A 14457-nucleotide genomic window follows, 5' to 3' on the forward strand; every position below is an offset into this window, starting at 1 on the left:
GCATGATTATGAAACGATCACAAACCAGCTAGTGTTGTGTGACTGTGCACTCATCAAGAACAACATTGGCACTGAAAGTATCGTGTTGAAGCGCGAAATCAACATCGCCACACGTGCGGATTTCGCTTTGACATCTGGCTCAACAGCAACAATACCAAGAGCACGCTTCTGATTTGGCCAAATGATGAACCAAACATTGAAGGCCATTATTAAAGCAATCCACATACCTAATCCGATAGCGCGAAATGGGGCCTGGAGTGTGAATGCTTGGTGAGCATAACCATTCAATACTGCCAGGATTAAACCGCTAACTACGGTGAACAAGGCAGCCCAGCGAAACCAAAATAGAGCTGTTGGAGCAATGACTTTTACAATCGCAGGCTTTTGTTCATCAGGGATTTTTGGCATGGATGGAATCTGCACAAAGTTGAAATACCAGAGCAGACCAACCCACATAATGCCAACCATCACATGAATCCAGCGGAACAAGAAAGGCAACTCAAGTGAGTTGAAATTTCCGCCTAGGGCGAAGATGATCAAAATGAGGAGCACAAAACCCGCTAAAACTGTGCGCCCCAATGAAGTAAGAATCGATGTCATCTACGCCCTATGAACTGAAATCAACCGCTAAATCAGAATTAAGCAAAATTCTTGCTCGCAAAGTCCCAATTCACTACATTCCAGAAATTTTCTACATACTTTGGACGGGCATTGCGAGTATCGACATAGTAAGCATGCTCCCACACATCACAAGTCATGAGTGGAGTGACATCCGTCGTTAACGGAGTACCTGCGTTACTAGTGGATACCAAATCCAAAGTACCGTCAGCTTTTTTAACTAACCAAGCCCAGCCAGATCCGAAGGTGCCTACTGCACACTTCGTGAACTCTTCCTTGAACTTATCAAAAGAGCCCCACTTTGCATTGATCGCATCGGCCAAAGCGCCAGTCGGTGCACCACCGCCATTGGGCTTCATACTGTTCCAATAGAAAGTGTGATTCCATACTTGGGCTGCATTATTGAAAACACCGCCAGCGGATTTTTTAACAATATCTTCTAGGGAGGCAGCTTCAAACTCAGTGCCCTTGATTAAATTATTTAAATTCGTAACGTAAGTTTGATGATGTTTACCGTAGTGAAACTCGAGCGTTTCTTTTGAGATAAATGGTGAGAGCGCATCTAATGCGTAAGGCAGTTGAGGTAATGTATGTTCCATCATTTTTTCCTTATAAAACAGATGAATAGGGAGCTAAAGTAGCCATGCTGGCTTTACTATAGTCGATTATGGCATTTTTGTTTGACAATGAAAGTTGGGGACGTCTGAACTACCCTCAGACTACTGAGCTGTCCAGCCACCATCCATATTCCAAGCTACTCCACGCACCTCAGAGGCGTCCGGACCACAGAGGAAAACAGCCAATGCTGCTAATTGCTCTGGAGCGACAAATTCACCTGATGGTTGCTTTTCAGAGACCAGGGCCTTTTTAGCTGCTTCATTTGAAATTCCCTCACGCTCTGCACGAGCGTCTACTTGCTTTTGAACGAGTGGAGTTAAGACCCAACCCGGACAAATTGCATTACAAGTAATGCCCGTTTTTGCATTCTCTAAGGCAGTCACCTTGGTTAAGCCAACAATGCCATGTTTAGCTGCAACATAGGCAGACTTTTGGGTAGATCCAACCAATCCATGAACAGAGGCAATATTAATAATACGACCCCAGTTACGTTTTTTCATACCGGGAAGTGCATGATGCGAGGTATAAAAAGCAGAGCTTAAATTAATGGCAATAATCGATTCCCATTTATCAGCGGGAAAATCTTCCACATTTGCTGTGTACTGAATTCCAGCATTGTTTACCAAAATATCGAGTGCGCCAAAACGCTTTTCAGTTTGCTCAATCATGTCCTGAATTTCAGCAGGCTTACTCATATCAGCACCGTGATATTCCACTTCTACGCCGCAAGCTTTTATTGCAGCAATAGCGGCATCTTTTTCACCAAATCCGTTCACCATCATATTGGCACCCTGCTTTGCCAAGCCAATAGCGATTGCTAAACCGATGCCGCTAGTCGAGCCTGTGACAAGTGCTGTTTTACCTTTTAGATGGGACATGACTGACCTCGCGAGATATTGACATTAAAGGTAGAGGATACAACGGAAGAATTTAGATCAGGTGCAGCCAGTGCCCCAGTTGGTGCCATACGCTGTTGGGCACTAGGGTGAGAAGCCAAGTCATGGTGAGGTAGCGCAGCAGCTTACCAACGAACATATAGCCCAAGCACGGCAGCCAGGGTAACCGTAACCACCCCGCTGCTACACACAGAGGATCACCGAATCCAGGCAGCCACGACAACAGAAGCATCTTAGGGCCTCGCTCAGCAAGCCAGCGTTGCATTCTGCTATTGGTAGGGCCCTTAAGTGACTCAAAGCTATTGCGACTAATTAAGCCAAGCAACCAATCCAGCATACCGCCCAAGGTATTGCCGATTGTGGCAACCATAATGGCAACCCAATACAAGTGAGGATTGATAGACACATACCCAAAGAGTATGGGCTCAGAACCTACCGGCAGCAAAGTGGCAGAAATAAAGGCGCTAAAAAATACAGCCGGCAAGCCAATCGATGGCATCCCAAAGAAGTCAAAAAAATGGCTTAGCAATTGCTCCATTAGGCAAAGATTCCAGATGAGCAGTTATTGGAAGGTTGAATCATAAGTTCAGTATGCCCCATCCTTGGCCACCCACCATTCTGAAATCTTGCTTAAACTACAGGTATTGCATATTCATTCACTCTATTTACTCACTCTTTAATCTATGAATCATCCCATCCCAAAGCCAGACCAATACCAAGATATGCGTGAAGCCCTACGCGACCTTTGCGGGAGTTTTGACTCCGCTTACTGGCAAAAGGTGGATCATGAGCGCGCTTACCCTGAGGCCTTTGTTGATGCCATGGCACAAGCAGGCTGGTTAGCTGCATTAATTCCGGAAGAATATGGCGGCTCTGGCTTAGGTCTTGCGGAGGCTTCAGTAATCATGGAGGAAATTAATTTCTCCGGCGGCAATGCGGGATCTTGTCATGGGCAGATGTACAACATGGGTACTTTGCTACGTCATGGCTCGGCTGCCCAGAAGAAACTTTACCTACCCAAGATTGCTACTGGTGAGTTGCGCCTACAGTCAATGGCAGTGACCGAACCCAGTACTGGCACAGATACGACCAAACTCAAAACTACTGCCGTCAAAAAAGGTGATAAGTATGTTGTGAATGGGCAGAAAGTCTGGATCTCGCGTATTCAACATTCCGATTTAATGATTTTGCTGGCCCGCACTACCCCGCTTGCAGAAGTAAAGAAAAAATCCGAGGGCATGTCGATCTTTATCGTCAACCTAAAAGATGCGATTGGCAAAGGCATGGCTATTCAACCGATTGCCAACATGGTGAATCATGAAACTAATGAAGTGTTCTTTGACAACTTAGAGATCCCTGCCGAGAATTTGATCGGTGAAGAAGGTCAAGGATTTAAGTACATCCTTGATGGCCTCAATGCGGAGCGCGTTTTGATCGCTGCGGAATGTATTGGTGATGCCTATTGGTTTGTCGATAAGGCGCGACGTTATGCTAATGAACGCGTGGTCTTTGATCGCCCTATTGGCAAGAATCAAGGTATCCAATTTCCGATTGCAGACTCTTTTATTGAAACTGAGGCAGCTAATCTGATGCGCTTTAAGGCGTGCGAACTCTTTGATGCGAATCAGCCCTGTGGTGCCGAATCGAATATGGCAAAGTACCTTGCCGCAAAAGCTTCGTGGGAGGCGGCCAACGTTTGCCTGCAGACCCATGGTGGTTTTGGCTTTGCCAATGAATATGATGTCGAACGTAAGTTCCGTGAAACCCGCCTCTACCAAGTCGCGCCTATTTCAACCAACTTAATCTATTCCTACGTCGCCGAGCATATCCTCGGTCTTCCACGATCCTTCTAATAGACCTCAATATGAGCATTCGTCCATTGGATGGCATTACCGTGATCGCATTAGAGCATGTCATTGCTGCACCCTTCTGTACTCGTCAACTTGCTGACTTAGGGGCGCGCGTTGTCAAGATCGAGCGTCCTGGTGGTGGAGATTTTGCCAGGGGTTACGACACCCAAGTAGAGGGACTCTCCTCGCACTTTGTCTGGGTCAATCGCTCAAAAGAGAGTTTGACGCTCGACCTTAAGCATGAGGCTGCATTAGCAATACTGAAGAGCTTGTTAAAAACTGCTGATGTCTTTATCCAAAATCTAGCTCCTGGTGCAGCTGCACGCATGGGCCTGACTGCTGAGGAACTACAAAAAGAAAATCCTGGACTCATTCTGTGCTCTATCTCTGGTTATGGAAACGATGGCCCCTATCGCGATAAAAAAGCCTATGACCTATTGATTCAGAGTGAGGCGGGCTTCTTATCTATCACGGGTACACCGGAGACGCCCAGCAAGGCCGGTAACTCGATTGCGGATATTGCCGCAGGGATGTATGCCTACAGCAATATTTTGGCTGCACTATTACAAAGAGGAAAGACTGGCAAAGGAACGGTCATTGACATTTCGATGCTTGAAGCCTTAAGTGAATGGATGAGCTTTCCGATGTATTACGCATACAAAGGTGCAAACCCACCATCGAGAAATGGCGCCTCTCATGCCACTATCTACCCCTATGGCCCGTTCAAAGCTGGTGATGGAAAAACAGTGATGCTCGGACTTCAAAATGAACGTGAATGGGCGAAGTTTTGTGAGATTGTTTTAGAAAATCCCGCTCTCGCCCAAGACGAGCGCTTTGATAAAAACTTTAAACGCAATGAAAAACGAGTTGAACTACTGCAAATCATTAACGCTTGCTTTTGTCAGATTACATCTGAAGAATTGATTGCCCGATTAGAAAAAGCCCAGATTGCCAATGCGCACCTCAATGACATGGAAGGCCTTTGGAAGCATGAGCAACTGAAGGCACGCAATCGTTTCACGGAAGTTGGAACACCGAATGGCACGATTGCAGCCCTGCTCCCACCGGGTGTAAATGATAGTTATGACTATCGTATGGACCCCGTTCCTGCCGTTGGGGAACACACCGATGCGATTCTTGCAGAATTAGGAATAGCCTCTTCTGAAATTGAGGCTCTACGAGCACGAGGCGCTATTTAAAGTAACGGAGAGGCCAAGTGTGCTGCGTTCTCAAGAAGGACACGCCAGCGCGGCCGCTTAGCCCAAGCTACTCGATTCACTAGATCAGACTGAGCTAAGTAAGACTCAATTAAGTTCTCGAGCTTGGCGCAGAAATCTAGGTTGTACACAATCAAACTAATCTCAAAGTTCAAACGCAGACTACGTTGATCAAAATTCACCGAACCAAAAATAGCGACTTTTCTATCTATCAACAAACTCTTCGTATGTAAAAGTCCGCCATGAAATTCTGCGATGTTGACACCCGCGCTCATGAGATCAGCATAAAAACTGCGGCTACTCCATGCTACCAAAGTGGAGTCATTTAACTTAGGGACAATTAAAGTCACTCTGACGCCACGACCTGCCGCTGCCATCAACCCCTGAATCAAGCCATCATCTGGACCAAAGTAAGGCGTCGTGATCACAAGCTCTTCACGTGCATCCATAATCGCAGAGAGCAACACTTGATACAAAATATCATCGCGATACACTGGACCGGAAGAAAACTCCTGGGCTAACACCTGCCCCTCTACTGGAGTAGCGGCTGGTGCTACAGCCTTGAAATGATTGATCTTGGGATTATCCACACTCCAATCGAAGGCAAAAGTCAGCTCAAACTGGGATGCAACTGGTCCTTCAATTCTGACCATAGCATCGACCCACTCACCCACACCGGAGTCTTGCTTAAAGGTACGTGGATCAACCAAATTCATGCTACCGGTCCACACAATTGCGTTATCAATTACAAAGATCTTGCGATGGAGTCTTAAGTCCGCACGACGAAATTGAAAGCGACCAATTTGAATTGGTAGCGCCTCAGTTACTTGAATTCCCGCATTTCTAAAACGGTGAGGCCAATCAGATTTAAACCAGTCTTTACTGCCCAAGGAATCGAGCAATACCTTGCAAGCTACTCCGCGTTTAGCTGCCGCAATTAAGGCCTCACAAACACGATCAGCATCACCGCCCAAGGCCCAAATATAAAACTCTAGATGCAAAGTCTTTTTAGCTTGTCCAATTTCATCAATGAACAATTGCAATATCTCTAGTGAGCTCGTAAACAACTCAATCTGGTTGCCAGCTATCACTGGGGAGCCATTCTTGGACTCTGCCAATAAGCTCAGCGCCCTTCCTTCGACTGGTAGCAGCTGTTTATCCGCCGAATAGCGCTTACGCATATCCTCCGTAATGGCGGCATATTCCTTATCCATTCGAATGATTTTTCGAGTGAGCTTGCGGCCCACTGGGCGCTCGCCAATCAAGATGTATAGGCTGACCCCAATCAATGGAAATAGGACCACAATTAAAAACCAGGCGATTGCTACTGCTACAGGCCTCCTCACTGAAATCATGCGGAACCCAAATAGAATCACAATGAGGGCATGCGCTATTGGAACCCAAATAAAAGAGAATCCAAAAAGAGAGCCTAAAAGATAATTCAATATATTCATAAGACTTCCAGTTCCGCAGTAATACCTAAGTGGTCAGACAATCTCAACCATTCATGCAAAATTTCTGCAGAATGAATCTTTAAACCCCTGACATAAATTCGATCCATCGACAGCATGGGCTTCACGCTTGGAAAAGTTTTTGCGGGGGCGCCCGTAAGCTCCTCAAAGACCTCACTAAAACCAGCCGCTCGCATCGGTGCACTCGCGCGATTACGCCAATCGTTAAAGTCACCCGCAACAATCGTTGGGCCGCCCTCCGCCAATGAGTCAATGTAACGAATAATCTCATCCAATTGACGCTCACGCCCTCTTTCAAATAAAGCCAGATGGACACAAAAGCAATGAATGGGAGTGGCAACTCCCTCTAGCTTGGTGACGCTATGAAGTAATCCACGCTTCTCAAAACGGTATGCTGAAATGTCATAGTTCTGACCCTTTTGCAAGGGTCGCTTAGACAGAATTGCATTGCCATGATGTCCATCAGGATATTCAACATTTTTTCCGTAATGCCAATCGTGCCAAAAATCTTCAGATAAGAAGTGAGTGAGTTCGGTCAACGGCCATTGACCAAATCGTCTAATCCGCCCACGATGCTCTTGCTGAAGTTCCTGCAAGAACAGCAAGTCCGGATGATGGTTACGCATCTTCTGGCGAAGCTCATAAATCGTTGATTTCCTATGCAAAGGAGAAACACCCTTATGCACATTGATGGTCATGACACTAAAGCGCCCTAATACACTTTGCGTCATTCAGATTGTCCTGGCGCACTTTGTCGGCGCATACGGGCTTGATAAATCTCGCCCTCCACCAGATCCTGGCATTGCATGCATTTATTGCATATAGCGGCCTGATCGCGCAACTCATCAATTGACCCAATTGGATTGTTATCGAGATATTCACGAAGATCGATATCGAGGACCTCATTACACAGGCAAATGACTTCAGCCATGGGTCAAAAATAAGAGAATTGTTTGCATTTGTCCCATTTTGCCATCCCCTTGCTAGAATATAGGCCATGTTTACGACCTTTCAGGACGCTTTTAAACTTTTAGCGCAGTTAGACGCTGGGGTATTGGGCATTGTGCTGGTCTCGCTTCAGGTAAGTCTGACAGCATTACTCTTTGGCACCCTCATCGGCCTCCCCCTCGGAGCACTACTGGCTACCGAAGAATTTCGTGGAAAAAAGACCATTACAGTCACCCTCAACACCCTCATGGGTGTCCCCACGGTCATCGTTGGCGTGGTGGTGTACCTGATGCTCTCAAGAACAGGGCCTTTAGGGACCTGGGGATGGCTTTTTACACCCAAGGGCATGATCGTGGCCCAAACCCTGCTCACAACCCCCTTAATTGCAGCCCTAAGCCGTCAAATTCTGGAGGATTCCTGGAGGATTCATCGGGACTCATTTAGAGCGCTACGCCTACCCAGACTTTCCGCCCTCAAGTGGCTTATTTGGGATTGCCGTTTTTCCCTAACTATCGCCATCCTGGCTGGACTGGCCAGAGCGATCTCGGAAGTGGGTGCCGTCATGATCGTGGGCGGTAATATTGATCGCTCAACGCGAACCATGACTACGGCAATTGCCCTAGAAACGAGCAAGGGTGATCTACCCCTCGCTCTGGCGCTAGGGATTGTTTTGTTGGGGATTGTGTTGCTTGCTAATCTATTTACCTTTGCCGTTCGGCAAATTGCTGAGAGACGCTATGGTTAATCCACAGAATTCACTCGACTCGTCAACACAGTTTCAACGCTTTATCGAGCTGAATGATGTCATCGTAAAAAGTGATGGGCGAACTATCTTAAACATTCCACATGCCGTAATTCCCACCGATCGGATTTGCGCCTGCATTGGTCCAAATGGAGCAGGAAAAACCACCTTCTTGAAATTGATTGATGGATTAATCAAGCCAGATTCTGGCAGCATTACCTACTCAAATAGCCCTATTAAGTCTTCACTGGTGCTACACCATACGCCAATGATTAAAGCCTCCGCAAGAATCAATATCGCGATGGTGAGAGATGCAGATTCTTCAATTGGCTTGGTTGCTATTGAAGCAGTGATGAAGCAAATTGGCTTAAGCCATCTTGCCAATAGTCCAGCCCACAAACTCTCAGCAGGAGAAAGACAAAAGCTGTGTTTGGGTCGCGCCATTCTCCAGAAACCCAATTTAGTTTTACTGGATGAGCCAACAGCTAATCTGGATCCAAATACGACTGACCAAGTTGAAGAAATCATTCGCCAGTTTAAGCTTCAAGGATCAGATGTCATCTTTACATCCCATCAGCTTGCACAAGTACAAAGACTTGCAGAGTACATCGTCTTCATTGATCAGGGCGAGATCAAAGAAAAAGGACCCGTAGGTCCTTTCTTTTCCAATCCCCAAACACAGGCAGCTAAACGCTACCTACATCAAGAGCTCGTAGCAGACTAATTACTTAGCTGCTGCCGGTGCTACTGCAGGAGCAGGAGCAGGAGCTGGAGCAGGAGCTGCAGCAACAGTTCCTGGAGCAACAAATGGTGGCGGAGCTACACAAGCTGCTGGAGCCGGAGTACCAGGAACCCTGTACTGATCTGCAACCTTGTTGATTGCCTGACAAAGCTGAAAAGCACCTACCCGACCGGCATAAGCTGTTTTAGCTTTTGCAAGATCATCAGCAGCCTTGGCTTCTGGTGAGAGTGGTGGCAGAGTCGCAAACGCTGAAGCCGTTGCGAATGTACAGAGAGTAAAAGCAATGAGTTTTTTCATGGCTTGACCTTATTTATTAACCTTGTTGTACCAAATTTCATGATGTTCTTTAGCCCAAGTTCCGTCTACGTAACCTGTCTTCATACCATCAAGAGAGCCTTGCATACCGATCGAGCCGATATAAATATGACCCATCGCCATAGTTGTCATCAAGATGGAAGCTGAACTATGAATGATATTTGCTAACTGCATGGTTCCACGGATGTATTGGATTTCCATGAAAGGAACAATCATGTCGAGCACAAAACCAGAAGCTGAAATCACCAAGCCAAGGAAAGTCATACCAAACCAAAACCAGATTTTCTCACCGAAGTTAAAGAAGCCTGCAGGAGGATGCTTTCCGCCAAACATTCCGCCAAATGACTTAATCCAAGTCAGATCGCCTTCACCTGGGATATTTCTAGTTGCAAACAACAAGAAGAAAATCACTACGCTCAGAGTAAAGAGTGGGCCGGAGTAGTTATGAATATTTTTGCAAATGTTCAAGAAAGTACCGTAGGCGACACCACCCATGAGTGGCATTGCAAAATACTTGCCGTACAAAATTAATAAGCCAGTGATTGCAAGGCCAATAAAACTAAAGGCCATCACCCAGTGGGTGAAGCGCTCAAAGCCATTAAACCGTTTGATCTTTTGACCAGACATTGGTGCATGTAGCTTAATTGGGCCTTTAATAATGAACAAAGCCGCAATACCAAAGAAAGCGAGAGCTAATAACCAGCCGCCGTAAACCGTAATGACACCATTACGAATAAAGCGCCACTGCTGTCCAGCACGCTGAATCAACACGCTGGCCTCTTTGTCTGGAATACTGACAGTGTTGTAAGGGTCGCTGTTAGCAGAATTCCAAAGGAACTTCTCGCCGACCTGTGGTGAATTCGCAGGTTGTGACTGAGCTTGAGTGCCATTAGGAATGTTGCTAAGGTCCTTCGGATAGTCAATGCCACTTGGTGATGGCAATGGCGGCATTGGCGCGCGCTCTGCCATAGACACACCGCTAAGCAAACTTAGCGATACGCCAAGGGCCAATACCCAAGAGCGACTAACACTAGAGAATGATCGATTCATACAAATATCCTTAAACGTTTTCGTTTTATTTATTGTTGTTTAACTGATGACTTAAAGCGTGAATACTCAGACTGATTCTGATTACGCTTATCAACCGATTCGGTCCAACTAGCCTGATTGCCCGGAGTCCAGCCTTTAGTCATGAAGCCGTTATCAGCCCCCATGTATGGTGCAACGTCTGGACGCTTTGCAGCCTTGGCTGCAATTTCAGGAGGCTCAGAGCAAGCAGCCAACATCGCGCCTGCAGCCAGACACAAACCAATGGTCTTCAAATTAAATCTCATGATTTTGCTCCTGGGATTTTGTCAGCAGGTGTTGGTTTTGGCGCAGGTGAATCCATTGGGCCGTAAGCAGTTGACCAACCGAAAATATCTCTACTTGGATATCTACCGTTCGCTTCGCGGATGGATACGCGTTTTTCATAGATGGATGAGATCACATCGCCGTCTCCACCAATCAAAGCTTTCGTAGAACACATCTCAGCACATAAAGGCAACTTACCTTCTGCTAAACGATTGCGACCATATTTCTCGAATTCAGCAACGCTACCATTGGCTTCAGGTCCACCACTACAGAATGTGCACTTGTCCATCTTGCTGCGCACACCAAAGGCACCTGAACTCAAGAACTGAGGAGCGCCAAATGGGCAAGCAAAAGAACAGTAACCACAACCGATACAGATGTCTTTGTCATGCAAAACAACACCTTCATCAGTGCGATAGAAGCAGTCGACTGGACATACAGCCATACAAGGTGCATCTGAACAATGCATACAGGCTACAGAGATTGATTTCTCTTTACCAATAATTCCATCATTCACAGTAACCACACGGCGACGATTAACGCCCCAAGGTACCTCATTATCATTTTTACAAGCTGTCACACAGCCATTGCACTCGATGCAACGCTCTGTATCACAAATAAATTTCATTCTTGCCATTGTGTTCTCCTGACTTTATTTTTTAACTTAGGCAAATTTTTCGATTTGGCACATGGTGGTTTTGGTCTCTTGCATCATCGTCACTTGGTCATATCCATAAGTGGTTGCGGTGTTAACCGACTCACCCAGAACGATTGGTGACGCACCTTCTGGATAGTACTTACGCAAGTCAGCGCCTTGCCACCAACCAGAGAAGTGGAACGGTACAAAAGCGGTTCCTTGATCAACGCGCTCTGTAACCATCGCGCGAACTTTGATCTTGGCACCTGTTGGTGATTTAACCCAAACATAATCCCAATTTTTGATGCCACGAGCTTGAGCAGCTTTTGGATTAATTTCCACAAAGTTCTCTTGCTGTAGCTCAGCCAACCAAGGATTAGAACGGGTTTCCTCACCACCACCCTCATACTCAACCAAACGACCTGAAGTCAGAATGATTGGGAATTTCTCATAAAACTTCTCATTCAAGTTCTGATCTTGCAGAGTCTTGTAAAGAGTTGGCAAGCGCCAGAAATTCTTCTTATCCGCAGATGTTGGGTATTTGCGCATCATTGGCTCGTTAGTACTATACAAAGCCTCGCGGTGAACTGGGATCGGATCAGGGAAGTTCCAAACTACTGCACGCGCTTTTGCGTTACCAAATGGATGGCAGCCGTTTTTCATGACAACGCGCTGAATACCACCTGACAAGTCAGTCTTCCAGTTCTTACCTTCAGCAGCTTTTTGCTCATCTTCAGTCAACTGATTCCACCAACCAAGCTTCTTGACCATGACGTGGTCAAACTCAGGGTAACCCGTCTTGATTGCAGAGCCCTTGGAATAAGAACCATCTTCAGCCAATAAAGTCTTGCCATCCTTCTCAACACCAAAGTTAGCGCGGAAGTTACCACCACCCTCCATGACAGACTTACTGGTGTCATACAGATTTGGTGAGCCTGGGTGCTTAATAGCTGCCGTGCCGTAGCAAGGCCAAGGCAATCCGTAGTAATCACCTGTTGTGTCGTAGCCGGTTACCGGATCAACACCACCTCTAGATTTCAATGTCTTCGGATCAAAAGTGCCAGCCATTCTCATGTGCGCTTTGATACGCTCAGGAGTTTGTCCTGTGTAACCAATTGTCCAGCAAGAGCGGTTGATTTCCCTAAGGATGTCTTCGATTAGCGGCTCTTTCCATTGCTTACCAGCAAACTTGGAGCTCTGCATCTTGAAATTCTTGGACAGCTCTTGACCGAAACCAAGGCGATCGGCAAAAGCTTGCATGATCACGTGGTCAGGAACAGATTCAAACAATGGATCTATGACTTTCTCGCGCCACTGAATCGAACGGTTCGATGCTGTAGCAGTTCCGTTTGTTTCAAACTGAGTTGTAGCCGGGAGCAAATAAACATTGCGGTTTTTATTAACAGTATTGCTTTCTGCAGGAGGCATTGCAGCCATCGCAGCTACTGCTGTTGGATATGGATCTACTACAACGAGTAAATCTAATTTATCCATCGCGCGCTTCATATCTAAGCCGCGAGTTTGGGAGTTGGCTGCGTGACCCCAGAAGAACAAACCTTTTACATTGGTTTGCTGATCAATCATGTCATTCTTTTCCAACACCGCATCAACCCAACGAGAAACGGTAGTACCTGACTTCTCCATCATGTCTGGTGCGTAGCGACCTTTGATCCACTCGTAATCAACATCCCAAACAGTGGCAAAGTGCTTCCATGAACCCGCTGCAAGGCCGTAGTAGCCAGGCAATGAATCTGGGTTAGGACCTACGTCAGTAGCACCTTGAACGTTACAGTGGCCACGGAAAATGTTTGTTCCGCCGCCAGACTTACCAATGTTACCTAATGCCAATTGCAAAATACAGGAGGCGCGCACCATGGCATTACCAATGGTGTGCTGAGTTTGACCCATACACCAAACAACAGTGCTCGGGCGATTCTTAGCCATCGTTTCGGCCACTTTATATACTTCCGCTTCTGGGACGCCGCAAGCCTCTTCAACATTCTTTGGGGTCCACTTTTCCATCACTTCTTTGCGGATCTCGTCCATACCGTAGACACGGTCATTGATGTACTTTTTATCTTCCCAGCCGTTATTGAAAATATGGTACAGGACACCAAAGACGAAAGGAATATCTGTACCTGAACGAATACGTACGTATTGATCAGACTTAGCAGCTGTTCTTGTGTAGCGGGGATCAACTACGATAACCTTACAGCCATTTTCCTTTGCATTGAGCAAGCTCAACATCGATACCGGATGAGCCTCAGCTGCGTTGGAGCCGATGTACATGGCAGCCTTGGAGTTCATCATATCGTTGTAGCTATTGGTCATTGCACCATAGCCCCAGGTGTTAGCAACACCGGCAACTGTGGTTGAGTGACAAATACGAGCCTGGTGGTCTGTGTTATTCGTTCCGAAGAAGGAAACCCACTTACGCAACAAATAAGCCTGCTCGTTACTCTGCTTAGAGGAGCCGATAAAGAACAATGAATCAGGACTGTATTTTGTGCGGAGATCTTTCATCTGCGCAGTAATTTCAGTTAAAGCCTGATCCCAAGAAATCTTTTGATACTTGCCATCAACCAGCTTCATTGGATAGCGGAGGCGGAATTCACCATGGCCGTGCTCACGCAATGAAGCACCCTTGGCGCAATAAGCACCCATGTTGATCGGGGAATCAAAAGCGGAGTCTTGACGAACCCAAACACCATTCTCAACAGTGGCGTCGGTTGAACAACCTACTGAACAGTGGGAACAAACTGTTCTCTTGACTTCAATCTTACCTTTACCATCCAACATCGCTCTATTTGGCTCAGCAATGGCTTTTTGAACGAAATTAAGCTGACTAGCGGCAATTCCTGCTCCAACACCAACACCAGAGCGTTTCAAAAAGGTTCGACGATCCATCGTTGGCACCGCAGATTGGAGTCCGCGTGAAAGGCTGCCGATGAGGCGTGATGCAGGCGTAGAACGACTGCTTTGTGAGGTACTAGGTTTACGAGTCAGACTCATATGTTGTTCCTGAGAAATGTTTTTTTAATTATTTGGA

Annotated in this window: 16 protein-coding genes; 4 read left to right on the top strand and 12 right to left on the bottom strand. The window is 46.5% G+C overall.

Going from position 1 to position 14457, the window contains the following annotated elements; translation table 11 throughout:
• Positions 1 to 6: 6 nt before the first annotated feature.
• The 4 genes from DN92_RS06965 to DN92_RS06980 form a co-directional block, all read right to left on the bottom strand.
• Positions 7 to 600, bottom strand: coding sequence for a urate hydroxylase PuuD (locus DN92_RS06965; protein WP_173960553.1), 594 nt, complete (start codon positions 598 to 600; stop codon positions 7 to 9).
• Between the two features lie 38 nt (positions 601 to 638).
• Positions 639 to 1217 carry a superoxide dismutase [Fe] gene (sodB, locus tag DN92_RS06970; protein ID WP_173960554.1) on the bottom strand — a complete coding sequence of 193 codons (579 nt, stop codon included), beginning with the start codon at positions 1215 to 1217 and terminating at the stop codon, positions 639 to 641.
• A 120-nt stretch (positions 1218 to 1337) separates the two neighbouring features.
• On the bottom strand, positions 1338 to 2114 hold the full coding sequence (locus DN92_RS06975; protein WP_173960555.1) for a 3-hydroxybutyrate dehydrogenase: 777 nt from the start codon (positions 2112 to 2114) through the stop codon (positions 1338 to 1340).
• 52 nt (positions 2115 to 2166) lie between these two features.
• Positions 2167 to 2670, bottom strand: coding sequence for a YqaA family protein (locus tag DN92_RS06980; protein WP_173960556.1), 504 nt, complete (start codon positions 2668 to 2670; stop codon positions 2167 to 2169).
• A 145-nt stretch (positions 2671 to 2815) separates the two neighbouring features.
• On the opposite strand from DN92_RS06980, the gene DN92_RS06985 reads away from it, so the two are divergent.
• Both DN92_RS06985 and DN92_RS06990 read left to right on the top strand, forming a co-directional pair.
• Positions 2816 to 3985, top strand: a complete 1170-nt coding sequence (locus DN92_RS06985; RefSeq protein WP_173960557.1) for an acyl-CoA dehydrogenase family protein — start codon at positions 2816 to 2818, stop codon at positions 3983 to 3985.
• An 11-nt stretch (positions 3986 to 3996) separates the two neighbouring features.
• Positions 3997 to 5181 (top strand): CaiB/BaiF CoA transferase family protein, encoded by a 1185-nt coding sequence (locus tag DN92_RS06990; protein WP_173960558.1) that lies wholly within the window; start codon positions 3997 to 3999, stop codon positions 5179 to 5181.
• Here DN92_RS06990 and cls read toward each other — a convergent pair.
• The 3 genes from cls to DN92_RS07005 are packed head-to-tail and all read right to left on the bottom strand — an operon-like array spanning position 5178 to position 7602.
• Positions 5178 to 6653, bottom strand: a complete 1476-nt coding sequence (gene cls / locus DN92_RS06995) for a cardiolipin synthase (protein ID WP_173960559.1) — start codon at positions 6651 to 6653, stop codon at positions 5178 to 5180. The genes DN92_RS06990 and cls overlap by 4 nt on opposite strands.
• Entirely contained in the window at positions 6650 to 7402 is a 753-nt protein-coding gene (locus tag DN92_RS07000) for an endonuclease/exonuclease/phosphatase family protein (RefSeq protein WP_173960560.1), read from the bottom strand. Before DN92_RS07000 ends, cls begins: the two co-directional genes overlap by 4 nt.
• On the bottom strand, positions 7399 to 7602 hold the full coding sequence (locus DN92_RS07005) for a hypothetical protein (RefSeq protein ID WP_173960561.1): 204 nt from the start codon (positions 7600 to 7602) through the stop codon (positions 7399 to 7401). Before DN92_RS07005 ends, DN92_RS07000 begins: the two co-directional genes overlap by 4 nt.
• A gap of 66 nt (positions 7603 to 7668) precedes the next feature.
• On the opposite strand from DN92_RS07005, the gene DN92_RS07010 reads away from it, so the two are divergent.
• Together DN92_RS07010 and DN92_RS07015 are read left to right on the top strand one after the other, a co-directional pair.
• Complete coding sequence (locus DN92_RS07010; RefSeq protein WP_173960562.1) at positions 7669 to 8364, top strand: ABC transporter permease; 696 nt, start codon at positions 7669 to 7671, stop codon at positions 8362 to 8364.
• The gene (locus DN92_RS07015; RefSeq protein WP_173960563.1) at positions 8357 to 9085 is read left to right on the top strand and encodes an ATP-binding cassette domain-containing protein; all 729 of its coding nucleotides are present in this window, start codon (positions 8357 to 8359) and stop codon (positions 9083 to 9085) included. Before DN92_RS07010 ends, DN92_RS07015 begins: the two co-directional genes overlap by 8 nt.
• Here the strand turns inward: DN92_RS07015 and DN92_RS07020 are convergent, their stop codons facing one another.
• From DN92_RS07020 to DN92_RS07040, 5 genes are read right to left on the bottom strand one after another with little or no spacing between them, the layout of a single operon-like run.
• Positions 9086 to 9400, bottom strand: a complete 315-nt coding sequence (locus tag DN92_RS07020) for a hypothetical protein (RefSeq protein ID WP_173960564.1) — start codon at positions 9398 to 9400, stop codon at positions 9086 to 9088.
• A gap of 9 nt (positions 9401 to 9409) precedes the next feature.
• A complete protein-coding gene (locus DN92_RS07025) occupies positions 9410 to 10468 on the bottom strand; it encodes a formate dehydrogenase subunit gamma (RefSeq protein WP_173960565.1) in 1059 nt (352 codons plus the stop codon).
• 29 nt (positions 10469 to 10497) lie between these two features.
• On the bottom strand, positions 10498 to 10752 hold the full coding sequence (locus tag DN92_RS07030) for a hypothetical protein (RefSeq protein ID WP_173960566.1): 255 nt from the start codon (positions 10750 to 10752) through the stop codon (positions 10498 to 10500).
• A complete protein-coding gene (gene fdh3B, locus DN92_RS07035; RefSeq protein ID WP_173960567.1) occupies positions 10749 to 11408 on the bottom strand; it encodes a formate dehydrogenase FDH3 subunit beta in 660 nt (219 codons plus the stop codon). Before fdh3B ends, DN92_RS07030 begins: the two co-directional genes overlap by 4 nt.
• Positions 11409 to 11435: 27 nt before the next feature.
• Positions 11436 to 14420: a formate dehydrogenase subunit alpha gene (locus tag DN92_RS07040; RefSeq protein ID WP_173960568.1), complete on the bottom strand. Its 2985-nt coding sequence runs from the start codon at positions 14418 to 14420 to the stop codon at positions 11436 to 11438.
• Positions 14421 to 14457 lie beyond the last annotated feature (37 nt).

Origin of the sequence: Polynucleobacter arcticus, from assembly GCF_013307205.1 — a bacterium.
GTDB lineage: Bacteria > Pseudomonadota > Gammaproteobacteria > Burkholderiales > Burkholderiaceae > Polynucleobacter > Polynucleobacter arcticus.